Origin of the sequence: Arthrobacter terricola, from assembly GCF_004354015.1 — a bacterium.
Classification (GTDB): Bacteria; Actinomycetota; Actinomycetes; order Actinomycetales; family Micrococcaceae; genus Arthrobacter; species Arthrobacter terricola.
In genome coordinates, this window is record NZ_SMRU01000003.1 from 104939 (window position 1) to 127002 (window position 22064).

Annotated in this window: 17 protein-coding genes and 1 tRNA gene; 6 read left to right on the top strand and 12 right to left on the bottom strand. The window is 63.8% G+C overall.

What is annotated here, in order from left to right; all coding sequences use genetic code 11:
* Positions 1 to 35 precede the first annotated feature (35 nt).
* Positions 36 to 109, top strand: a tRNA-Ile gene (locus E1809_RS03455).
* A gap of 102 nt (positions 110 to 211) precedes the next feature.
* On the opposite strand, the gene E1809_RS03460 is transcribed toward E1809_RS03455, so the two are convergent.
* The 3 genes from E1809_RS03460 to E1809_RS27020 all read right to left on the bottom strand — a co-directional run bounded on the left by E1809_RS03460 (position 212) and on the right by E1809_RS27020 (position 5301).
* Positions 212 to 1393, bottom strand: a complete 1182-nt coding sequence (locus E1809_RS03460; RefSeq protein ID WP_133202834.1) for a tyrosine-type recombinase/integrase — start codon at positions 1391 to 1393, stop codon at positions 212 to 214.
* Positions 1394 to 1437: 44 nt separating this feature from the next.
* A complete protein-coding gene (gene mobF, locus E1809_RS03465; protein WP_133202835.1) occupies positions 1438 to 4995 on the bottom strand; it encodes a MobF family relaxase in 3558 nt (1185 codons plus the stop codon).
* Positions 4996 to 5097: 102 nt separating this feature from the next.
* Positions 5098 to 5301, bottom strand: coding sequence for a hypothetical protein (locus tag E1809_RS27020; RefSeq protein WP_205754082.1), 204 nt, complete (start codon positions 5299 to 5301; stop codon positions 5098 to 5100).
* 112 nt (positions 5302 to 5413) lie between these two features.
* Here E1809_RS27020 and E1809_RS03470 point away from each other — a divergent pair, with 112 nt between their 5' ends.
* Entirely contained in the window at positions 5414 to 5827 is a 414-nt protein-coding gene (locus E1809_RS03470) for a hypothetical protein (RefSeq protein ID WP_133202836.1), read from the top strand.
* Between the two features lie 43 nt (positions 5828 to 5870).
* Positions 5871 to 6167, top strand: coding sequence for a helix-turn-helix domain-containing protein (locus tag E1809_RS03475; RefSeq protein ID WP_133202837.1), 297 nt, complete (start codon positions 5871 to 5873; stop codon positions 6165 to 6167).
* Positions 6168 to 6670: 503 nt separating this feature from the next.
* On the opposite strand, the gene E1809_RS03480 is transcribed toward E1809_RS03475, so the two are convergent.
* The 7 genes from E1809_RS03480 to E1809_RS27960 all read right to left on the bottom strand — a co-directional run bounded on the left by E1809_RS03480 (position 6671) and on the right by E1809_RS27960 (position 15233).
* On the bottom strand, positions 6671 to 8404 hold the full coding sequence (locus tag E1809_RS03480; RefSeq protein ID WP_133202838.1) for a glycoside hydrolase family 13 protein: 1734 nt from the start codon (positions 8402 to 8404) through the stop codon (positions 6671 to 6673).
* An 84-nt stretch (positions 8405 to 8488) separates the two neighbouring features.
* Entirely contained in the window at positions 8489 to 9388 is a 900-nt protein-coding gene (locus tag E1809_RS03485; RefSeq protein ID WP_133202839.1) for a carbohydrate ABC transporter permease, read from the bottom strand.
* Complete coding sequence (locus E1809_RS03490) at positions 9388 to 10320, bottom strand: carbohydrate ABC transporter permease (protein ID WP_133202840.1); 933 nt, start codon at positions 10318 to 10320, stop codon at positions 9388 to 9390. Before E1809_RS03490 ends, E1809_RS03485 begins: the two co-directional genes overlap by 1 nt.
* Before the next feature lie 2 nt (positions 10321 to 10322).
* On the bottom strand, positions 10323 to 11639 hold the full coding sequence (locus tag E1809_RS03495; RefSeq protein WP_235835413.1) for an ABC transporter substrate-binding protein: 1317 nt from the start codon (positions 11637 to 11639) through the stop codon (positions 10323 to 10325).
* A gap of 53 nt (positions 11640 to 11692) precedes the next feature.
* Positions 11693 to 13069, bottom strand: coding sequence for a class-II fumarase/aspartase family protein (locus tag E1809_RS03500; RefSeq protein ID WP_133202841.1), 1377 nt, complete (start codon positions 13067 to 13069; stop codon positions 11693 to 11695).
* Between the two features lie 227 nt (positions 13070 to 13296).
* Complete coding sequence (locus E1809_RS03505) at positions 13297 to 14310, bottom strand: LacI family DNA-binding transcriptional regulator (RefSeq protein WP_165962196.1); 1014 nt, start codon at positions 14308 to 14310, stop codon at positions 13297 to 13299.
* A 707-nt stretch (positions 14311 to 15017) separates the two neighbouring features.
* Positions 15018 to 15233, bottom strand: coding sequence for a helix-turn-helix domain-containing protein (locus tag E1809_RS27960; protein WP_133202843.1), 216 nt, complete (start codon positions 15231 to 15233; stop codon positions 15018 to 15020).
* Positions 15234 to 15672: 439 nt separating this feature from the next.
* Here E1809_RS27960 and E1809_RS03515 point away from each other — a divergent pair, with 439 nt between their 5' ends.
* Positions 15673 to 16863 carry an acyl-CoA dehydrogenase family protein gene (locus E1809_RS03515; RefSeq protein WP_133202844.1) on the top strand — a complete coding sequence of 397 codons (1191 nt, stop codon included), beginning with the start codon at positions 15673 to 15675 and terminating at the stop codon, positions 16861 to 16863.
* Positions 16864 to 16871: 8 nt separating this feature from the next.
* On the opposite strand, the gene E1809_RS03520 is transcribed toward E1809_RS03515, so the two are convergent.
* Both E1809_RS03520 and helR read right to left on the bottom strand, forming a co-directional pair.
* On the bottom strand, positions 16872 to 17456 hold the full coding sequence (locus E1809_RS03520; protein WP_235835414.1) for a M23 family metallopeptidase: 585 nt from the start codon (positions 17454 to 17456) through the stop codon (positions 16872 to 16874).
* An 85-nt stretch (positions 17457 to 17541) separates the two neighbouring features.
* Positions 17542 to 19725, bottom strand: coding sequence for an RNA polymerase recycling motor ATPase HelR (gene helR / locus E1809_RS03525; protein ID WP_133202846.1), 2184 nt, complete (start codon positions 19723 to 19725; stop codon positions 17542 to 17544).
* 453 nt (positions 19726 to 20178) lie between these two features.
* On the opposite strand from helR, the gene rpsB reads away from it, so the two are divergent.
* Complete coding sequence (gene rpsB, locus E1809_RS03530) at positions 20179 to 21018, top strand: 30S ribosomal protein S2 (RefSeq protein ID WP_133202847.1); 840 nt, start codon at positions 20179 to 20181, stop codon at positions 21016 to 21018.
* 121 nt (positions 21019 to 21139) lie between these two features.
* A complete protein-coding gene (gene tsf / locus E1809_RS03535) occupies positions 21140 to 21976 on the top strand; it encodes a translation elongation factor Ts (protein ID WP_133202848.1) in 837 nt (278 codons plus the stop codon).
* Positions 21977 to 22064: the final 88 nt, after the last annotated feature.

Below are 22064 nucleotides of genomic sequence, written 5' to 3' on the forward strand. Positions count from 1 at the left end.
GGCCGGGCGCTGACAGCAGTGCTTCCGGCCGACACGGGGCTATAGCTCAGCTGGTTAGAGCGCGGGACTCATAATCCTAAGGTCCTCGGTTCAAGTCCGAGTAGCCCTACCCGAAAAGTGCCCCTGACCTGCGGAAACGCGGTGAAGGGGCACTCTCGTTTTTGCGTTATAAGGTCATCACCCACCGGAAACCCACCGGAAACGTTTTGAGCTAGTTACCGAACGCCTCCAGCAACGAGGTGTTATCCGGTGCCTCATGCGTCTTCTGGATGTAGTGCTTCCTCGTCACGTTTTCGCTGGAGTGGCCAAGCTGGGCGGAAGCGACAGCCACGCCTGACGAGGCCTCCAGCAGGGTTCCAACGGTCTTTCTGAAGGTGTGCGGGGTGACCCATTGGAATCCAAGATCCAAGCTCGCAGAACGCCATTGCCTGCGGAAGTTGTTGGGATCGCGCAGCGAACCGACGGCCGAGGGGAACACGACGTCCCACGGATTGGCCTCCAGCTGGCCAATTTGCCGTCTCAGGAGCATTTCCACGGCGAAAGACGGTAGGAAGTACTTTTGCCGGGAATTGGCGCTCTTGGGGTGCTCCTGGATGGTCAGCCCCTTCTTGGGCACGTAGACAATCGTTCCGTTCACCGTGACTGTTGGTTTCTCGGATTTTAGATCGACGTCCTTCCAGCGAAGGGCCAAGGCCTCACCAATGCGCGCGCCAGTGGCGAGCATGATGTCAATGACGTCGAGGATGTCCGTGGTCGGGTATCGGCCCGCCTGCTTCTTGTCGGCCTCCCATTGCCTGAGGCCTGCACGTAATGCCCCAACCTCTGTCACGGTTAGCGCCCGGACTTCCTTGTGATTTATCGGGATCGTAGCCACATCCCGCAAGGGGTTCCCATCCAGGGCGCCGTGGCGCGCCGCGAGGCCGAGCATTCCAGACAGCACCGTTTTACACTGCTTCGCCGTACCGTTGCCATGCTTGATGCGCATGGTCTTGAGGAAACGATCCAAAGTGGAGACTGTTGCTTCGCGAATTCGTAAGCCCCCGACTCCGGGAGAAACGTAGTTTTCCAGGATGTCCCTATACCGAGTGCGCGTATTGATGGCGCGATCTGCATCCTCAAATTCCGCCCACCAAATCAGACCGAGCTTGGTGATCCGAGTGTCTGACGTGATGTCTTCGCCTGCGGGCATGGCTCGGTCAGTGAGCGCAGCGATCAGCAGCCGTTCGGCCTTTCCACCTTTGTCATTCTTCGACGTGGCCGCAGCCCGAGCCTCGACTTTGCGGGTGACGCCGTCGAAGTCCCGGAATCTGGCCATCGCACGCCAGACCCCTGGCGATACCTCGTCTCGGCTGATCTTGCCCCAGGTGCCGATTTGGAGCGGTGGCCTAGACATTGCGGGTGCTCCCTTCTCGCCCGATTGGCCTGCTCGAGCTCAGTTTAAAGCTGCCAGCCGACATTTATTAGGCTGGCCTCTCGCGTGGGCGGCTGGTCAAGCCCCATGCCGGGCTGCTGACTGGTGACTGCCCTGCGTCCGGCGGCCTCGATGAGTTGTTGAACGCTCACGGTCTGAGAATTCCGTTCCCATTCGTAGTCTGCAGGAACGGGTCCGAGTGGTAGCGGTGAGTCGTCGATGCCCCATCTGTCCCGGTAGACAGCGACTGCGCTAGTCACGCGGCGTAGATCCTCCGCACTCGCGTTCGGTCGCAGAGCCTCACGGAGGTTCCGCTTCCATTCGGGGTCATTTATGAGTGCTTCGAACGTGACTTTTTCGACCCGGCGTTGTATTCGCTTCTGTACCTGGCTGATTGTGTTGGCAAGGTCGGGCCTGGCGGTGTTGATGACCTCAGACAGGGGATCAGGCCCGGCAACGGTCATCTCGGACAAGAAGTGACGGAGCCGGGAGTGGATGATTGCGGTGGGGTCATTAGCGGACCCGGTTGTCTCCAACGCTTTGACGACAATCCGTCGTGCGCCTGACAGGCTGACCCTTGTGGATCGGCGCCAGGCTGCCACGGTCGCTCCCCACGACGGGGATTGTTGCAGTTCCTCCGCCCTTCCAGGGGCGTAGATCTTAAGGAACTTGGTTAGGTCCTCGGCCGCCGCAATTTGCGCCAGATAGTCGTATTCGGCGCTGAGCCGTTCCAGGCTGTCGGCGCTGGATCGTTCGGCGTCGCGAACTTCGTGGGCGGTCCGTTCGGCACCTTCGGCCGCGAGCACTTCGCCCAGGATTTCCTGCCACGACTCTTGCTGGGAAGGATCAACAGGCTCGTGATCGCCGGGATCGTTCTCGCTGACGTACGCGTAATTGCCGCCGCGTCCGCGGGTCATGCTGACGTAGAGAAGCTCGCGGGTGAGCCGGCCTTGGGTGACGACGGTGTGGCCGGTGTCCACGGTGATGCCCTGGGAGCGGTGGGCTGTGGTCGCGTATCCCAGTTCGACCGCGGACTCGACATAGTCGCGGTGCAGGGTGACGGTGGCGCCGGTGTCCCGGCGGACCGCCACCAGGGAGCCGTCGCGCCTGCCGACACGTACGACGTCGAGGAGGGTGCCGTTGCGGATGAAGTCACCGTTGCTGTCCGCAACGGTGCGGTCGTTGCGGCGCGCGATCACCGTGTCACCTTGGCCGGCGCGCAGCCCGTCGCCCAGAAGGACGGTCTGTTCGGCGTCCACGAGACTTTGGATCACGCGGTCAGCCTGGGCTCGTTCGTTGAGCATGCTGACGGTGTCGTTGTCAGCGGCGATGAGGATGGACGATCTTCCCGCGCGGATGTCGGATTGCCAGTTCAGATAGGCCTGGTCGACCATGTCCAGGTAAGCGCCGTGCCGGATTCGCTCGTGCCGGTCGTAGTCAGTGATGGCAGCGAAGTCGCCGAGGCGGAGCTTCAGGGAGGCATCTCGTTCCCAGACATGTTCGAACCGCCAGATGGTGCTCAGCCGGCTCGTTTTGCCTTGCCGGTCGAGCCAGCCGAGGACGCCGCCGGCATCGATGGCGTCCAGCTGCCCGGGGTCGCCCACCAACAGCACTTTGGCTCCGGCGTCCCGGGCCTGGTGCACCAGCGCCGAGAGCTGAAGGGTGGACACCATGGAGGCTTCGTCGACGACGACCAACTGCTTCGGATGGAACCGCCATCGGTTCTGCTCGGCGGCCAAGCGGGTTGTCTCCTGCGCTAGCCGGGCGCTTGGAGCGGGGGAGTTGCCGAGACCCTGCTCGGCGGCGAAGAAGCGTTCGGCCCGGTGGCCGGCTCCCTCGCCAACGGATTCGTAGAGCCACTTCGCCACATTTTCGGTGACCATGGACAGTTCCCGTCCCAGGACCTCGGCGCTCGCCGCGGCGGGTGCGAGTCCGACGACGCTGCCGGGCCCGAATTCTGCTTCCCAGGCTGCCTTGACTGCGCCGAGGGTGGTGGTCTTGCCGGTTCCGGCGGGTCCGACGACGGCGTCGAGCCGGTTCCCACTCAGCAGCACAGCGGCAGCGGCGGTCCGCTGGTCCTCATGCAGACCGAATTTGCCGTGGTGTTTGTATCCGGCGAGTGCCTCCACCGCAACGGTGGCGCGGATGGTGGGGCCGCCGTCGTCGTTCCTTCCGGCCATGATGGTCTCCTCGCTGGCGAGGGTCGTGGCGTCCGTGTAGAGACGGGAGCCGTGGAAGTCGAAGACGCTCTGCTTGCCGAGGCGGAGATCGGGGCGCGCGTCCGCGGGGACGCTGTACCGGTAGTCGTTCAGAGGGACCGATTGGCTTTCGGCGGCGGTGGCGACGGCGTCGATCAGGGCGTTGCGGTCCTGCGGGGCATGGCAGCGGATCGCGGCGCAGACGCGTTCCGCTTCGGCGAGGAGGTTCCAACGGTTCCAAATGGAGCGCTTGGCCGCGACACGTTCCCGGGTCAGTGATCCGACAGCGTCGACCCAGGACTCTTCGAAGTCGCAGCCTCGGAAAGGGGTGGCCTGCGCGCGTCGCACGGTGTTGGCCAGCACGAGGCGAGGTTCGAAACCTCTGGCGAGGGCCCGTGCCCGCCATTGTGTGGAGAGCTCGTGCAGCGGCGCGGTCTCGGGTTTGGGCGTTCGCGTGGAAAGGGTTGCCTGCTGGCGGAGCTTGATGGTGGTTGTCGCGGTAGGGGGAGTGCCGTGGGCTTTGGTCCATTCGGCCACCAGTCGGTCGGTCTCCGCCTCGATGAGGCGGGAACGTTTGGAGAATTCGCGGATCAGGGCGTCGTCGACGCCGGCGAGGTGCGCGCCGGGGTTGTGCGTGACTGCTGCGGGTTCGCGGATGTCGATGTCGGTCCCTAGCTGGAGGTGGAGGGCGTCGAAGAGCAGGCCGTTGTAGTGTTCGCTGGCGGCGACCGCGGCCTTGTAGAGGGTCCTGGAGTCGAGGGTGACCCAGGCGCCGTCGGTGATGCGTTGGACGCGGTTGGCGATGACCACGTGGGTGTGCAGCTGCGGGTCCCCAGCCCGCGACTCCCAATGGTCGAACGCGGCGGCGATCACGCCTCGGGTGCCGATCCGGGCAACGCCGTTGCGCCCCGCCCTCGTGTGGATGACCGATTCTTCGAGCCATTGAAGGGTGGCGTTGACGGCGTCGTGGTGGGTTTGAAGGACTCGGTCTTGGAGGGACCTGGGGCTCAGCGCCCAGAGCACGGACACGGACTTGGGCACGCTGAAGGTCAGATCGAAACCGGCGACGGCCCGACGCGTTGCGATTTGTCCTTGGGTGTTTTGGGCGACGGCGGGCTGGTGGTGCGGTCGGCCGAGGGGCGCGCCTGTATCGGGATGGATCGTGCTGTCGAAGATGGCTTTGGCGTCGGTTTCGGTGACGGCGTCGCCGCTGGCGCGGTTGATGCCGTCCAGGCCGGAGCCAAGCCAGCGCCCCTGCGGTGTCCCGGCCTTCATGTAGTACCTGGTTGCATCTGGGGGAGTGCGCGACACGTCGTCCATCATCGTGGTCTTGAACAGGTACTTCAGGCCCGACTGGGCAGAAAGCCTGGCGATCGACATGGTCATGGCCGTGTCCGTATCCGCCGTCGACCGCTACGGTCCCCATGGTCGCAGGGTGTACCGCAAAATCGCTGCGAGGTGCGAGACCGCACGAAGCCTTCACCATATTCACTGCAGTTCTTCCCGCTCACGTCGGTTCATCGACAGCGAGCCCAACCGCGACATGACGTGCCGTGAGTCAGCGCCCACGGCGACAGCCTTGAATGCCAGAGTTGTGGCGTTGAAGGGCTTATAGGCGTGCTCACGCGGAGGCAAGCTCAAGGACTGTGGCTCTGTCAGCTCGGCGAAGTAGGTTGCTTTGGATTCCGGCAAGAGACGAGAGGGGGTGGGATGGGGAGCTTTGGCCGAAGGCCGCTCGACGAAAAACCGTGAGCGACGGCCAGGATGACTTGTAATGCATATGGCTTGGAAGCCATAATCAGATATGGAACTTTTCTGGCCGGAAAGCTTTGACGAGCAGCTGGACCGGCTGGAAGACGAAGCTGATCATGGTGATGAGAGGGCCAGAACGGTATTCGAGTATGTCGTCGCGGAGATGGACTACCTGCGGCGGTTGCCGGCACCTCCTATGTCCGAGACCCCGACCCTCAAGCCCGTTCGTCAGTCGAAGAAACATGAAGTGTGGCGGGTCTCCCACCCCTACCATCACGGCATTGCGGTGCGGCTCATTTGTTGGTTTCCTCCGGATGAAAATACCGCAGTAGTGGCCCTGTTTTCGGGGGATAAGGCCAACATGGGGGACGTTTTCTACGACAGCGTGGGAAGCAGGGCGGACCAAATCATCGATCAATGGATCAGAGAAGGGGAGGGTGAGGAAAATGGTGAGGAAGGCATTTAGGAAGGGCAACGACCGGCTTGACCGTATCCTGGCAAAGCCTGGCATGGCCGAGCGTGTTGCTGAAATCCGGGAAGCGTCTGCACGCGAGGACCGCATCTATGCAATGAACCTGGCCACGATCCGCAAGGCGGCGGAGTTGACTCAGGACGAGCTGGCGCAGAGGCTCGGGATTGATCAGAGCGTGGTCTCGAAGACGGAGCGGCGCGAAGACATGCTCCTGTCGACCCTGATGGATCATCTTTCCGCCGCGGGCGTCGAAGACGCAAAGATGGTCGTTCATGTGAACGGTCGTGAAATAGAACTGGACCTTCGCAGCCTGCAGCATGATGCGCGAGGCTAAAACGGTGAGGAACCGTCGTCGCCACATGCTGTCGGCAGGTCCGAGGAGAATGTAGCCGATGCGATTGGTGTCGACGGCGATGAAATTCAGGCTTTCGTCGGGCCAACAACCTCGGGGTGGCAGGTGTAACTGACGACAACACGGCCGTTGCAACTCCCAAAATTTCTGGGTGTTGCAACGGCCGTTAGAACTGGAACGCAGGCTCGGTCAGTGGCCCAATATTAGGTGCCGGCGACGGTGTGATTGCACCGCCGCTGGCCGCCTCAGCGGCCAGTGGCAGGCCGGGGGATTACTGGGCGTAGAAGGAGGGCTTTTCCGGCATGCTGACGGTCACGACTTCCCCGGTGCGTTGCGCCTTGACGCGCGCCTCGACGACAGTGGCCGGGCGACGTCGGTGATTCCGCCGTCTCAATAACTAACATAACCAACAGCTTTTCGAGACAACCCTCCTTGACGAGAGGCGGGAAGGCTCGCCGGGTTCGTACGTTGGGCAGCCCGGGAGGTCATGCTCGTGTGCGCAGCAGAGCGGTCAGTTCCCAAGGGGCGAGGTCGAGGCCTCGGGAATGAGGGTAGTTGCCGATGATTCGCTGTGCTTGTGCCCAGCTGGGGTCGCCGATGTCGACGGGTTGTGGGTGCGGGGTGAAGTTTCCGAGGACGAGCAGTTCCTGGTCGCCGTGTCGGCGGATGAAGGCGTAGACGCACTCGTTTTCTGGTAGGAGCTTCGTGAAGTCGCCGTGGGCGATGACCGGCAGCTCGTGGCGGAGACCGATGAGGCGACGGTAGAAGTTGAATACGGAATCGTCGCGGGCGATCTGCTCTTCGGCGTTGATCTCCAATGCGTTGTGGTTGACGGACATCCAGGGGGTGCCGGTGGTGAAGCCGGCGTTGGGGCCTGCGTTCCATTGAACTGGGGTGCGTCCGTTGTCGCGGTTCATGGATGCCATCGAGGCGAGGACCTCGACGGGGTCGAGCCCGAGTTCAAGGGTGGCTTCGCGGTAGTGGTTGAGGGCTTCGATGTCACGGTGCTCGGCGATCGTGGCGAATGGCATGTTGGTCATGCCCAGTTCCTCGCCCTGGTAGATGTACGGTGTGCCGCGATGCAGGTGAAGAATGCCTGCGAGCATTTTCGCGGATGTCTCCCGGTAGGGGCCGTCGTCCCCGAAGCGGGAGACGATGCGGGGCTGGTCGTGGTTGCTCCAGTAGAGGCTGTTCCAGCCTCGCTCGGCCAGGCCGGCCTGCCAGCGTCCCAGGGAAGTCTTCAGGTCGGTCAGGCGCAGTTTCTTGGGGCGCCATTTGCTGCCGTCCCGGTCGAGGGTGACGTGTTCGAACTGGAAGACCATGTCGAGCTCGGCACGCGCCGGGTCGGTGAATAGCGCCGCCTCATCGATGGTGACCCCGGGCATCTCGCCGACGGTCAGTGGGGCTTGGTCGCGGTTGGCGAACACTTCGCGGTGCATTTCTTGGAGGAATTCGTGGATGCGCGGACCGCAGATGTAGGAATCGCCGCCCCGACCGTACGGCCGGCCGTCAGGGGTGGGGGCGTCGGGCAGGGCCGGGTCCTTGGAGATGAAGTTGATGACGTCCATGCGGAAGCCGTCGACGCCGCGGTCGAGCCACCAGTTCATCATCGCGTAGACGGCGCTGCGGACGTCGGGGTTCTCCCAGTTCAGGTCGGGCTGTTTCTTCGAGAACAGGTGCAGGTAATACTCTCCAGTGGTCTGGTCGTAGGCCCAGGCGGGGCCTGAGAAGTGCGATTCCCAGTTGGTGGGCTCGGCTCCGGGGGTCCCGGGTTCGAAACCTGGGCGGGCGGGCCGCCACCAGTACCAGTCCCGCTTCGGATTGTCCTTGGAGGAGCGTGATTCGGTGAACCACGGGTGCTCGTCCGAGGTGTGGTTGACGACGAGGTCCATCACGAGCTTCATACCGCGGGCGTGGAGCCCGGTGATGAGCGTGTCGAGGTCCTCGAGCGTGCCGAAGATCGGGTCGATGTCGCAGTAGTCGCTGATGTCGTAGCCGTTGTCGTCCTGCGGTGACCGGTAGACAGGTGACAGCCACACGACGTCGACGCCCAGGTGTTTAAGGTAGTCGAGCCTGCCGATGATGCCCGGGAGGTCGCCGATGCCGTCGCCGTTGGAGTCGGCGAAGCTGCGCGGGTAGACCTGGTAGACGACGGCGCGGTGGAACCAGTCCCTCTGTTGGGTGTGCCCGGCTTCGGGCTGGGTGCTTTGCAGTGACATGGCTGGTACCTCGTTGAATGAGTCTAGAGCCGGGGGCTCGGTGGGTGGATGCCCCGTTGCCGGGAGGATGGCGTCCGTGCGTTGTCAGCCTTTGACGGCTCCGGCGGTCATGCCGGAGACGATGCGTTTCTGGCAGACGAGGACGAGGATCACCAGCGGGATGGTGATGATGACGGAAGCGGCGCTGATGGTGCCGAGGGGTTGGTCGAATTCGCTGGTTCCGTTGAAGAACGCGATCGCCACGGGGACGGGCCGGGCTGCGGGTGAGCTGGTGAGGGTCACGGCGAGGAGGAATTCGTTCCAGACGGAGATGAACACGAGGATCGCGGTGGTGGCGAGCCCGGGGACGGCAAGGGGGAGGATGATCTTGCGGAACGCGGTGAAGGGTGAGGCTCCGTCCATGTAGGCGGATTCTTCGAGTTCGCGGGGGATGTCGCGGAAGAACGAGGTCAGGGTGTAGATGGCCAGGGGCAGGGCGAAGGTGAGTTTCGGGATGATGAGGCCCGGGAGTGTGTCGTAGAGTCCGATCTGGCGCCAGATGGAGAACAAGGGGGCCGCGATCGCGATCGCCGGGAACGTGGTGACACTGAGGATCAGGGTCAGGATGAGGGCCTTGCGGCGCATCTTGAGCCGGGCGAGGGCGTAGGCGGCGAAGGAGGCGAAAACGAGCGCGACGAGGGTGGTGACCACCGCGATGATGACCGAGTTGCGCAGGGCGAGCAGGAAGTCGCCGTTGCGGAATACCGAGATGTAGTTCTCCAGGGTGGGCTGGGAGGGGAACAGTTCGCCCTGGCCCAGGGCCGAGCCTTTCTTGAGCGAGGTGTTGATGAGCCAGTAGAAGGGTACGAGGGAGAATCCCATGACGGCGACGACGAACAGCCATACCGCAGGGTGGAGCGTGTGTTCGCGGCGGGGCCGGCGGCGGCGTGGCTTCGCCTGTCCCTGCAGGGTGCGGGTCGTTTTCGGGGCTGTGATGGTGCTCATCAGTGGTCTTCCTTGGCGATGTCGCGGATGTTGCCGCCGCCGAAGCGGATGTAGACGGCCGAGACGGCCATGACGGTGAGGAAGGTCAGGATCGACAGGGCCGAGCCGGGGCCGATCTGGCGGTTCTCGGTGAGCTGGGTGTAGGCCAGCATGGACATGGACTGGGTGCCGTTCGCTCCGCGGGTCAGGACGAAGGGCAGGTCGAACACGCGCAGGGCGTCCAGGGTGCGGAAGATCGCGGCGAGGACGATGGCCGGGCGCAGCAGGGGCAAGGTGATGTGGGCGAAGGTCTGCCACTTGTTGGCGCCGTCCAGTTCGGCGGCCTCGTACGTCTCCTTCGAGATTACTTGGAGGCCCGCGAGGATGATCAGTGCCGCGAACGGGGTGGTCTTCCATACGTCGGAGAGGATGATCACGGCCATGGCGTAGCCCTGCTCGCCGAGCCACACGACCCCTGCCCCGGGCAGGTGGAGGGTGTCCAGGATCTGTGGGAGCAGTCCGAGTCGGGGTTCGAACATGGTCCGCCAGGTGATCGCCGAGACGACGGTGACGATCGCGTACGGGAGCAGGACGACGGTGCGCAGGAGCGCCCGGCCGCGGAAGGCGAGATTGAGCAGCAGCGCCATCGCGGTGCCCAATGCCATCTCGAGGGAAACGGAGACGGCAGCGAACAGGAAGGTCTGGCCGAACGCAGCCCACCAGTCACTGCTGGCGAGGGCGTCAAGGTAGTTGCCCAGGCCCACGAACCGGGACAGTCCGGCTTCGCGGATGCTGTACTGGTTGAGGGAGAGCCAGATCGCGTAGCCGATCGGTACGGCGGCCACGACGGCCATGAGGATCAGCGAGGGGGCGGTCATGCGGGCGGCGAGCCGCCGCTCGGCCCGGTCGCGGCCCGCGGGGCCGCGACCGGGGAGAAGGGTTTTCATAGCCATGGTTAGAAGCTTGCCTGCGCCTTCTTGATCTGGTCCGCCATCTTCTTCACCGCGTCATCGGTGGACGCGGTGCCGGAGAGCACGGAGTAGACGTTCTTGTAGATGGCCTCGGAGATCTGCTGGTAGACCGGGGAGGACGGGCGGGGCTTGGCGGACTTGACCGAGGCGAGAAGTTCCTTCGCGAAGGGCATCTTCGCCAGGACGCCGGGGTCGGAATAGGCGGCCTCGTTCACCGGCGCGGATGAATAGTCGGCGGCGACGTGCTTCTGCCAGTCCGGGCTTGTTGCGAAGTCGATGAAGGCTACCGCGGCCCCAGGGTTGGAGGAGTAGGAGGAGATGCCCAGGTTCCAGCCGCCGAGCACGCCGCTGGCCTTGCCTCCCTCCCATGAGGGCAGCGGTGCGACTCCGAACGTTCCGGCGAGCTTGGTCTTGTTCAGGAGTCCATAGACGTAGGGCCAGTTGCGTTCGTACCCGTTCTTGCCCGATTCGTAGGCCAGGCGCGTGCCATCCTCGTCGTACGTGAGCACACCCTTTTCGACAGCACCGGACTTGATGCCGCCCGCCATGAAATCCAGGACCTTGCGGGTCTCGGGGGAATCAATCTTGATGTTGCCCTGGTCGTCGATGACGTCCCCGCCGGCGCTGTAGAGCAGCTCAAGGAAGTTCACGGTCAGGCCTTCGTACTGCTTGGCCTGGAAGACCACGCCGTCGCCCGAGGCTTTGGCGGCCTCGGTGTAGAGCTGCTGCCAGGTCTCGGGCTTGGCGACCTTGGACTTGTCGTAGTAGATCAGGCCCGCATTGGTGAAGAACGGCGTTGCCCAGTACCTGTCCTTGTACCTCGCGGTCGCTGCGGTGGAGGCGATCAGCTTGTCCTTGTTGGATTCGACCAGTTTGGTCTGGTCGAGAACCCAGCCTTGCGAGGCGAACTCGGGGGTCCACGTGACGTCCATGAGGAACAGGTCGCATTCATTCGACTTGCCCTGGAGGCGCTGGATCGTCTGGGTGCGGGCGTCGTCGGTCGTGGCCCCGATCGAGGTGTACTTTGCCGTGACGCCAGGGTTGGCCTTCATGAACGCGTCGACCGTGCCCTTGTACAGGCCGGCCCCGTCCTTGCCGCCGCACAAGGTCACGTTGCCCTTCGCGTCCTTGGCCGACGCCGGGTCTGCTGCGGCCGCGGTGGGGCCCAATGCGGGTGTCGCTACGCCGCCGCAGCCGCTCAAGGCGAGCCCGACGGCGGCTGTTGCGGCAGCGACGACGGCGAGGCGTCCGCCCCGGCGGAACCGGAAGCGGCGGGATGTGGCGGGGTTGATGGTGTTCACAGATAGCTCCTTTGGATCTGGTGTGAGGGAAATTGGGAAACGGTCGGGATGGGTCAGGGGTGGTTGATGAGGGCCCGGACCCGCTCGGAGGTCTCTGCCGCGATGCGTGAGCACAGTCCGAGGTGGTGCGCAGGGTCGAGGAGGTCGGTGATCTCGCTGTCAGTGAGGCGTGCGGTGACCTGCGGGTCTTCGATCAGGGCCTCAGTGAAGGTCGTCCCGCCGGAGCTTGCCTGGAGGGCGGCATGGTGGACGACGGTGTGGGCTTCCTGCCGCCCGATCGACCGGGCCAGGCGCATCATCACGGCTTCGGCCGTGATGAGCCCTCCGGTGAGGCCGAGGTTGGCCTCCATGCGTTCGGGGAAGACTTCCAGCCCCGAGAGGACCCGATCGAGCGTATTCAGGACGTCGTCGGCGAGGATTGTGGCCTGCTCGACCGCGCGGTCCATCATGGCCGAGCGCGCGCCGTCGACCTCGTGGGACTGGATCATCGCCTCGAGCGCAAGGGGCACAAGCGCCCTGACCTGGGCCGCGCCGGTCACGATCTGCCCACACAGCTTCGGGTTCCGCTTCTGCGGCATGGTCGAGCTGCCGACATCGCCGGCAGGAACCGGCTCGCTGAGTTCTCCAAACTCGGTAGACATGAGACGGGCCACTTCTTCGGAGACCGAAGCTGCGCTGGCGCAGACCATCGCGAGGACCGAAACGAACTCGGCGAAGTGATCCACCAAGCTGCGGGAGGAGACCGTCATCGGGGCCAATCCGAGCTGACGGGCGACCGAGGCCTGCACCGCGGGGCCCCTCTCGCCCAGACTCGCGAACGTCCCCGCGGCCCCTGCGGTCATCGAGACGAACAGCCGTGGGCCGAGCTGGTCCATGCGTTCGAGGTGCCGGGCCATGACGTCGGCCCACACGGCCGCCTTGTACCCGAAGGTGATCGGTACGGCGTGCTGCCAGTGCGTGCGTCCTGCCATCGGCGTGTCCGCGTATCGCGCGGCCAGGTCAGCGAGGGAGGCGATCACGGCTGTGATGCGTTCACGTAGCCGACCGTGGGCTTCGCGGATGCCCACGGTGTCGCCGGTCTGCTGGATGTTCTGGGTCGTCGCGCCCCAATGCACCCAGCCGCCATGCCCGGGACCGGCCGCGCGGGCGAGCTCGGCGATCAGAGGGACCATGACGTGCCCGGTGGCGGCTTCCCCTTCAAGGATCCGGCCGTAGTCGAGCAGATCGAGGTGCGCGGCGGCGGCGATCTTCTCGGCCGCATCCCACGGGACGACCCCGGCCTCGGCCTCGGCCCGGGCGAGGGCTGCTTCAACGTCGAGCCAGCGCTGCCTCTTGGCACGCTCGCAGAACAGCAGGCGCATCGGCGCATCATCAGCCGGCTCGGCTGGGGCGGCGCAGTGGGGTATCGGGGCGGCGACAGTGTCGGACATCGTTATTCCTTGGACGGCTCCGAACCCGGCACAGTGACCGGAGCCCGGAGCGGGCGGGGACACACCGCCCGGCGCGAGAGGCGTGTCGAATTCGAGTGGTGGATCGATTCGGCAAAAATGCCGAATCGATCCACCATATGAGCAAAAGAAAAGGCCTGCGATACTCGGCTTGCGTGCCGGATCGATTCAGCATCTGTGTAAATGGTGTCAGGTGACGGTCGTCACTGTCAAGCGTGGGTCTGGCAGCCGCAGGATTCGCGGACCACGAGTTCCGGGGGGAAGAGCCGACGCTCAGGCTCTGAGTCCAGTTCGTCGAGTTCGGCCAGGAGCAGTTCCGCTGCCGCGTGCCCGAGCCGTTCGGGGTGGGTGGCGACGCTGGTGAGTGGAGGCTCCCAGAGAGCGGCTGTGTTCACGTCGTCGTATCCGATGATTCGGACGCTGTTGGCCCTGCCGGCGATGCGCAGTGCCCGGTACAGGCCGAAGGCTACGCTGTCGCTGTGGCAGATCACTGCTTCGGGCAGTTCCCCTCGTGCAAGTAGTTGTTCTCCCGCCGCCAGGCCGCCCTGCCCCGAGGTTTCGCTCTCCACATCGACCAGGGTCGCGGGGTCGACACCTCCGGCCCGGAGGGCATCCTTCACTCCGTCGATCCGGTCCCTGCGTGAAAGCACGGCCGGGCGCCCGCCCACGTAGGCGAGCGAGCGGCTTCCGTGATCCAGGAGATGCTCGGCGGCGAGGCGTCCGCCTAGCCGGTCATCCGGCCCCACGTAGGGCGCCGGGGCGCCGTCCAAATACCGGGTCATAAGGACATGCGGAATACCCGAGGCCGTGAGACCTTCGAGAAAGGAACCGCTCGTCCGGCCTGCTGGCACGATCGCGAGACCCGCAATTTGATGCTCCCTGAGTTCAGCGACAAGCTCATCCTGCCGCGCGGCGTCATCCCCAGTCGCAACCACCAGGGAACGAAAACCGGCCCTGGCCAGCGTCGACTCGAGTCCGACGAGGAGCTCCCCGAAGAACGGGCTGGCGATGTTGGTCACCACAACGCCGACCGTGGTGGTCTTGTGGGTGCGCAGGGAGGCCGCGCCCCGGTTGTACACATACCCGAGCTCGCGCATCGCCTGATGGACCCGGTCACGCGTTTCGGAGGCGACCCGCCCCGTCCTGGTCACAACATTCGACGCCGTCGTCCTGGACACCCCGGCATGAGCGGCAACATCCTTGAGCGTGACAGCTTGAACCATACTGTCACGATAGCAGGATCGATTCAGCATTCGCGCGCCATGTCCGCTACGCCGCCCTTAGGTCCCCGAAACCCCTCAGCCGGGGCGTAGGCTGTCGGCATGAGCGGCCCTGCGGAGTCCGCCGAACCTTTGCAAAGGCTGCGAGCGGGCGGTCAAGGTGGCATGCCCAGCACGAGCCTGCAGAGGGGGTCTCGACCTCTCCCGCCAAGCAATGTCGGGTGGTATGACGAGCTGCCCAACCGTCGTGGACCGCTGATTCCACGACCATTACGTTGTCCCGGCTGAGCTCCTCGACAAGGCTTTTGGCACGTCCGATGGCGCGAACGGATATACCGCCCGCTTGCGAGCGCCTCCTCGAGGCAACGGGCACTCAAAGGGCTGGCGTAGCCGGGTTGGAACGCTGCGGCGCTGAGGTCAGGAGTCGCATGTTTGGTCACTAAGGTTCCGTGGCCGTTCTGAGTCAGGGACGGGCGGCGCCCGGCCGTTAGGTTTCGGCGGCGTTCTGATAAAGGATCTTCTGCTGAGCATGAGGGGCCGGAGTGCAACTTGGGGAACCGGGAACGATCCAAAAGTTCGCGAGGAAATAAGCGACGCAGGAGCGCCGAGCGAAGTTTTGGATTGGGGCCGGCGCAAAAGCGCCCTGGTTGCGCGGAGGACCCGCCCAGCGATGATCGAGCATCAGAACGACAACAGTGAAGATACGATATCTAAACTTCTAGGTGCGAGGACAACCACGAGTTGAAGTCGCTCCGGCTGATCCTCAGATGTCGGCCGATTCTGTAGGCGCGGGGGCCGATATGTTTCACCCTCCACTGGTAGAACGTCTGCTCAGGAATCTGTAACTGGGTGCAAATGTCTTTCGGGGTCAACCATTGTTCGTCGGCAGTCTCCGCCGTGCTGCTTCGTTCTGGCTTCGTGGTCATCCGTGCCTCCGTCGTGTCCGCGGCTTGACTGCCGGCGTAGGTGCCAGCTGTGTTTCTGGTTCATGGGAAAGGAAGAGCCAGGCGGCATGACGGTGCGCGGAGCCTGCCGCGGCGCACGTTGAACCTCATAACGCGATTCGCCCACCGTTTACCCACCGGAAACGATGGTGCGTAACGAAAAATGATGACATGCCCGTCGCCCGATTTGGGGCCATTCTGCCCCGGAATCTAGGCACTTTTAGCATCCACCGAATACTAATGAAAAACGCGAAATCATTCTCCTAAGGTCCTCGGTTCAAGTCCGAGTAGCCCTACAGGAGAGGAGCCTTTGACTCACGGAAACGTGAGCCAAAGGCTCCTTTTTTGTTGAGCAGTTTTTGTTGCGGTGCGCCACTCATTGCGATAAGTTACTCATCGGTAACTTAAGCGAAGGGGTGTCATGTCCAAGGCAGCAATCGATCTCGACAACCTCCCATATGCCGATGGGGATTTCTTCGGCTTTGAGGACCTGCTCACTGGAAAGGAGAAGGACAGGCTGGCCGAGATCAGGGACTTCCTCGCCCGCGAAGTCAGGCCGATCGCTGTTGACTGGTGGAACCGCGGCGAGTTTCCGCTTGACCTCATCCCCAAGCTCGCGGAGATCGATTTGGTCAGCCCCGTGAAGCGGCAGGGCCATTCCCACGTCTTTGCTGGACTGATCCACGCCGAAGTCACCCGCGCCGATACCTCAATTGCCACGTTCATGGGTGTCCACGACGGCTTGTTCACCGGCTCCATCGAGGCGCTTGCCTCGCAAGAGCAACAAGACGAATGGCTCCCGGACATTTACTCCCTCAAGAAGGTGGGTGCCTTCGGGCTGACCGAACCCCTGGGCGGCTCGGATGTAGCAGGGGGCACCCGGACCACTGCGCGCCGGGATGGGGATTCGTGGATCCTCAACGGTGCCAAACGATGGATCGGCAACGCGACGTTCTCCGACTGGGTGGTGGTTTTTGCCCGGGACCTCGCCGACAACCAGGTCAAGGCGTTCATGGTGGACACGGGCCTTCCCGGATTCAAGGCCAGCAAGATCGAAAACAAGATCTCCCTGCGGATCGTTCAAAACGCTGACATCACCCTCGATAACGTTGTGGTTCCGGACTCCTTCAAACTGGCCAACGCGAACAGCTTCAAGGACGTCAATAAGGTACTCAAGGTCACGCGGCTCGCCGTCGCCTGGCAGGCTGTCGGCCAGCAACTCGCGGCGTTCGACGTCGGCCGGCGCTATGCGGTGGAACGCATCCAGTTCGGGAAGCCCTTGGCGGCCTTCCAATTGGTGCAGGACCAGCTCGTCCAAATTCTCGGCAATGCGGTCAGCTCCATGGGCATGATGGTCCGCCTTGCCCAACTCGAGGACGCAGGGGTGGCCAAAGATGAACAATCCGCCCTGGCAAAAGCGTTCACCACGGCCCGCATGCGCGAAAGCGTTGCCTTGGGCCGCAGCATCCTCGGCGGCAACGGGATTGTCACCGACTTCGGAATGGCCAAGATCTTCGCCGACGCAGAGGCGATCTACTCCTACGAAGGCACGCACGAAATCAACACCCTGGTTGCCGGACGGGCGATCACCGGAGTCTCCGCCATCGTCTAGAGGCAACGTCATCGACCAACTGTTGCCCCTGGTTCATTGAAGGCTGGTTCATTGGAGGCTGGCCCGTTGAGGGGCAGCAAGACCGACGGGCGGAGATCAGTGACGAATGCGAGGGGATTGACGTAGTCCTCTCCGCGCCGGACGCCCCAGTGGACGCAGGGGCTAGCCTCGCAATGACCGTTTTCCAAGGTTCCGATGACTTGCCCTTTGGACACCGGAGTTCCTTCCTTGAGCTCGGACTTAACAGGTTCGAAGCTGCTCCGGATCCCGCCGCCGTGGTCGATTGTGATCACAGGTCTGTCCACCACAGTGCCCACGAAGCTCACGGTGCCGTCCCCAGGAGAGGTAACCGGGCCGGCGTCGGACGCTGTTTGCAAGTCCACGCCGCGGTGCCCGCTCAACCACGGTTTGTCCGGCGGTTCGAAACGCCGCAGGACAGGTGGAACGGGAGGCAGCGGCCAGGCCCACTCCGGCCGGATGCGGGATACCCCTTGGCCGGCCGGGGAAGCGGCTTCAGCCGACACCGGCGTGCTCGCAGGCGCTGCGAGAGCCAGCACCAAGGGGAGACTGAACAAGAATTTCGCCGTTCGCATGGCACAAGCCTTCGGCATCCCGTCGGCTCCCGGAAGCCCGAAAGTCGGCTATGTGGAAAACCGCGGAAAGGCAGTATCCCAGAGGCTACGGAGTGAGAACGGCTAGCTGCATGGTTGCCCGGGTCATAGCGACATAACGGTCCAAGGTGCCCTCGATACCCGCGCCGAATGCCTCCGGGTCAACCAACACGACGAGATCGAACTCCAAGCCCTTCGACTCTTCCGGCGACAAGAAGCTCACACGCGGAATGCCCCCGATCGAGTCGAAGCCTGACGGCTTCGCACTGATGACGCACGCTGTGCCTTCCGTGTGGGCGACGAGCCAACCGTTGAGGACCTGCTCCAGGTCCGACGCCGTCGCATGAAGCACCGGAATGCCGCTGCTTCGGATCGATGAGGGCACGTTGGCATCGGGGAGCGCAGTCCTGATGACGGGCTCGGCTTCCGCCATGACCTCCGAGGGCGTGCGGTAGTTGACCCCGAGGGTAGCCACGGCGACGGCAGGCATGCCGATCCGGCCCAGCCGTTCCTGCCAGGACTCGGCGAATCCATGCCTGGACTGGGCACGGTCACCGACCACCGTGAAGCTGCGGGACGGGCAACGGAGCAAGAGCATGCGCCATTGCGCGTCGGTCAGTTCCTGTGCTTCGTCCACGATGACGTGGGCGAACGGTCCCGCGAGCTGGTCCGGCTCGGCTTGGGGCAAGGCATCGAAGTCGACCAACTTGTCCCGCATGTCCTGCCCGCGCAGCATCGACATCACAAGGAGTTCCGAATCGTCCGCGGCCACCAGGTCTTCGACCACTCGATCCATAAGCTCCCGCTCGCTGGCGATTGCCGCGTCATGAAGGCGTTTGCGTCGGGACGATTCCGGATCGCCGAGGCGTTGCCGGGCCGCATCCAACAACGGCAAGTCGGAGACTGTCCAAGCCTGCGGATCATGGCGCTGCAGCGTGTTGACCTCCTCCGCGGAAAGCCAAGGAGCGCACAATCGCAAGTAGGCCGGCACAGACCAGAGATCTCCCACGACGTCCGTGTACCTCAGCAAGGGCCATGCCCTGTTGAAAGCCCTCGTCAGCTCAGCGTTCCGGGCCAGTGCCGTCCGTAGCATCGCGATGGTGGCGTCGTCGCCGTCGTGCGTGTCCTGATGCCTGTCCACGAGGATTCCGAGCAGCTCTTCCCAAACTTCGTCGCGGGCTTCATTGTGCGGCGTGCCGGGTGAAGGGGCGGCAAACGCGTCCGCCCAGTCCCGGGTGCTGAGCAGGAAATCGCCGTAGGGAGTTTCCACCTCCATGTCCTTGGCGGGCGGCTCTTCGTAGAACCTGACTGCCGCTTCGATCGCGTTCACGAGGTCCGCCGACGATTTCAAGGCGGCAACGCGCGGATCGGATTCGACGACGGCGGTGGCCCCTTCGGGAACCAGGTCCCGCAAAGTGCACATCTGCACACCATCCTCGCCCAGGCTCGGAAGGACGTCAGCGACGTAGGCGAGGAAGTGCTGGTGCGGGCCGACGAGCAGCACGTGGCTTGAGCTGTGGGCGCTGCGATGGCCGAATCGCGGGTCGGAATAGAGGAGATATGCGGCGCGATGCAAAGCCACAACCGTCTTTCCGGTACCCGGGCCGCCGTCGACCACCAATGTCCCGCGGGACGAAGCCCTGATGACGGCGTCCTGTTCGGCCGCGATGGTGCCGAGGACGTCGCGCATCCGGTCGGAACGGCTGCTGCCAAGGCTTGCGATAAACGCGGAAAGGTCTTCGAGGGCAGCCTGCCCTTCGAGGCCTTCCGGGGTGAACGCCTCGTCCCAATAGTCGCTGATCCGGCCGCGGCTCCAACGATAACGACGGCGGCTGGCGACACCCATCGCTTGGGCGTGGGTGGCGCCGAAGAACGGCTCGGCGGCAGGGGACCGCCAGTCGACGAGCAGTCGCCGGCCTGCACTGTCCGTGAGGCCAAGCCGTCCGATATACACGGGCTCCGGATTGCCGGCGAGGACGATGCGTCCGAGGCACAGATCCAGGCCGAAGCGGCGCAAGGCGCGGAGGCGGGCGGCGATCCGCCGTACTTCCGCGTCCCGCTCGAGGGCTTCCTGCCCTGGCCGGCCCGGTGCCTTGCGTGCTTTGTCGAGGCTCTCTGAGAGCTCGGCGATCGAGTGTTCGAGGCTTTCGGCGATGGAGGCGAAGTGGCGCTCGTCGTCGGCAATAAGCACGGCGTCGGATTTGCGGACGAGGTGGTCGGGAAGATCGAACGCGCTGGTGGACAGGTGCATGTGGTCAACTCCATTTCCGGGCGGCAGCAACCAATTCTGCGGCAGGACGGGGGCCTTGCGGCAAGGGCCGGGGGCGGGGATATCCTGAAAATGGAGAGAGGAAACCGTGGCTGCTGCCGCGGTTTTCGCGGTCATGGGGCTGGGTGCGCTGTAGTACACTTGGTGGAGCAGTCTGCTGTGCCCTCAAGCTTGTTCAGGAGCGCGTCTCATTCAGTTGCGCGAGGGTGTCAGGCTGACTACGCGTATCCAACCCTCCAACGGTGAATCCCCATGGATTCGATGCTGAGGAGGATTGTGCCTCTTGCGGTCCGGTGAGCCATCGCCGGATGAGGGGCGCAATGGATGCCAGGAGCCGGGCCCGATCGGGTCAGGCTAACTAACCGTCAACTATTGGCAGGGTAAGAGCGGCCCGTGTGGCTCTCTCATGAATGACCTGCCGGAAGGAGCGTCGGCATGCCCGTCGTAACCATGCGCCAGCTGCTTGACAGCGGCGTCCACTTTGGACACCAGACCCGTCGTTGGAACCCGAAGATGAAGCGGTTCATCTTCACGGAGCGCAACGGCATCTACATCATCGACCTTCAGCAGTCGCTGTCCTACATCGACCGCGCTTTCGAGTTCGTCAAGGCTACTGTCGCCCACGGCGGCACCGTCCTGTTCGTCGGCACCAAGAAGCAGGCCCAGGAAGCAATTGCTGAGCAGGCTACCCGCGTTGGCCAGCCGTACGTCAACCAGCGTTGGTTGGGCGGTATGCTCACCAACTTCCAGACCGTTGCCAAGCGTATCCAGCGCATGAAGGAACTCGAAGAGATCAACTTCGAGGACGTCGCCGGCTCCGGCTACACCAAGAAGGAACTCCTGCTCCTCAAGCGCGAGCTCACCAAGCTGGAGACCAACCTCGGTGGTATCCGCAACCTGACCAAGGCTCCTTCCGTCCTGTGGGTTGTCGACACCAAGAAGGAACACCTTGCTGTTGACGAAGCCAAGAAGCTCAACATCCCGGTTGTTGCCATCCTGGACACCAACTGCGACCCCGACGAAGTCGATTTCCCGATCCCGGGCAACGACGACGCCATCCGCTCCGTCAACCTGCTGACCCGCGTTGTTGCCGACGCCGTTGCCGAGGGCCTCATCGCCCGCAACCAGCGCGCAACGGGTACCACGGAAGCTCCGGAAGAGCCGCTGGCCGAGTGGGAGCGCGAGCTCCTCGAGGGCAGCAAGGCCGAAGCTGCGGCTGCTGAAGCCGCTGAAGCCCCGGCTACCGAAGCTCCCGCCGGCGAAGCCGACAAGTAAATCCGGACCTTCCCGGCGCCGGATAGTGGTGCCGGGAGTTACTGACAGGATGGTGGCCCACGAGGTGGGCTACCGTCCTGTCAGTCCGTAAACACATAAATTTCTAGACAGAGGGGTTCACATGGCGAACTACACTGCTGCTGACATCAAGGCCCTGCGCGAGCGCACCGGCGCCGGCATGATGGACGTCAAGAAGGCTCTTGACGAAGCCAACGGCGACGCCGAGAAGGCCATCGAGATCATCCGCATCAAGGGCCTCAAGGGCGCTACGAAGCGTGAAGGCCGCTCCACCGCCGAAGGCCTGGTTGCCGCCAAGGTCACCGGTAACGTCGGCGTCATGATCGAAGTCAACTGCGAGACCGACTTCGTTGCCAAGGCCGACCGCTTCATCCAGCTGGCCGACAAGGTCCTGGCAACCGCCGTCGAGTCCGGCGCTGCCGACCTTGAGACCCTGCTGGCCACTGACGTCGACGGCAAGCCGGTTTCCGAGTACGTCATCGAAGAAGGCGCTGTCCTCGGTGAGAAGGTTGTGGTTCGCCGCATCGCCCGCATCGAAGGCGGCACGGTTGACGCCTACCTGCACAAGACCTCCAAGGACCTCCCGGCCCAGGTCGGCGTCCTGTTCGCTGTGGAGGGCGAAGGCGAAGCCGCCGCAAGCGCAGCCCACGACGTCGCTGTCCACGTTGCTGCCATGGCTCCGAACTACCTGACCCGCGAAGACGTTCCGGCCGAACTGGTCGAGTCCGAGCGCCGCATCGCCGAGGAAACCGCCAAGGCTGAAGGCAAGCCCGAAGCTGCCCTCCCGAAGATCGTGGAAGGCCGCGTGACCGGCTTCTACAAGGGCGAGGTCCTCCTGGACCAGGCCTTCGCTAAGGACTCCAAGAAGACCGTTGCCCAGGTCCTCGAAGAGGCCGGCGTCAAGGCAACTGCAGTGGCCCGCTTCCGCGTCGGAAACTAGTCAGTCATAAAAAAGGGGTGGTCACTTCGGTGGCCGCCCCTTTTTCATGCAATGGATCGCCCGCATCGCCGGGCGTCCGGGTCAGCGG

Excerpts from the sequence above, each read along its gene's own strand:
- E1809_RS03470 (WP_133202836.1), top strand. The coding sequence starts at position 5,414 with ATGGAACTTTTCTGGCCGGAAAGCTTTGACGAGCAGCTGGACCGGCTG.
- E1809_RS03490 (WP_133202840.1), bottom strand. The coding sequence starts at position 10,320 with ATGGCTATGAAAACCCTTCTCCCCGGTCGCGGCCCCGCGGGCCGCGAC.
- E1809_RS03460 (WP_133202834.1), bottom strand. The coding sequence starts at position 1,393 with ATGTCTAGGCCACCGCTCCAAATCGGCACCTGGGGCAAGATCAGCCGA.
- E1809_RS03475 (WP_133202837.1), top strand. The coding sequence starts at position 5,871 with ATGGCCGAGCGTGTTGCTGAAATCCGGGAAGCGTCTGCACGCGAGGAC.
- mobF (WP_133202835.1), bottom strand. The coding sequence starts at position 4,995 with ATGACCATGTCGATCGCCAGGCTTTCTGCCCAGTCGGGCCTGAAGTAC.
- E1809_RS03505 (WP_165962196.1), bottom strand. The coding sequence starts at position 14,310 with ATGGTTCAAGCTGTCACGCTCAAGGATGTTGCCGCTCATGCCGGGGTG.
- E1809_RS03520 (WP_235835414.1), bottom strand. The coding sequence starts at position 17,456 with ATGCGAACGGCGAAATTCTTGTTCAGTCTCCCCTTGGTGCTGGCTCTC.
- E1809_RS27960 (WP_133202843.1), bottom strand. The coding sequence starts at position 15,233 with ATGACCACGAAGCCAGAACGAAGCAGCACGGCGGAGACTGCCGACGAA.
- E1809_RS03515 (WP_133202844.1), top strand. The coding sequence starts at position 15,673 with ATGTCCAAGGCAGCAATCGATCTCGACAACCTCCCATATGCCGATGGG.
- tsf (WP_133202848.1), top strand. The coding sequence starts at position 21,140 with ATGGCGAACTACACTGCTGCTGACATCAAGGCCCTGCGCGAGCGCACC.
- E1809_RS03500 (WP_133202841.1), bottom strand. The coding sequence starts at position 13,069 with ATGTCCGACACTGTCGCCGCCCCGATACCCCACTGCGCCGCCCCAGCC.
- E1809_RS03485 (WP_133202839.1), bottom strand. The coding sequence starts at position 9,388 with ATGAGCACCATCACAGCCCCGAAAACGACCCGCACCCTGCAGGGACAG.
- helR (WP_133202846.1), bottom strand. The coding sequence starts at position 19,725 with ATGCACCTGTCCACCAGCGCGTTCGATCTTCCCGACCACCTCGTCCGC.
- rpsB (WP_133202847.1), top strand. The coding sequence starts at position 20,179 with ATGCCCGTCGTAACCATGCGCCAGCTGCTTGACAGCGGCGTCCACTTT.
- E1809_RS03480 (WP_133202838.1), bottom strand. The coding sequence starts at position 8,404 with ATGTCACTGCAAAGCACCCAGCCCGAAGCCGGGCACACCCAACAGAGG.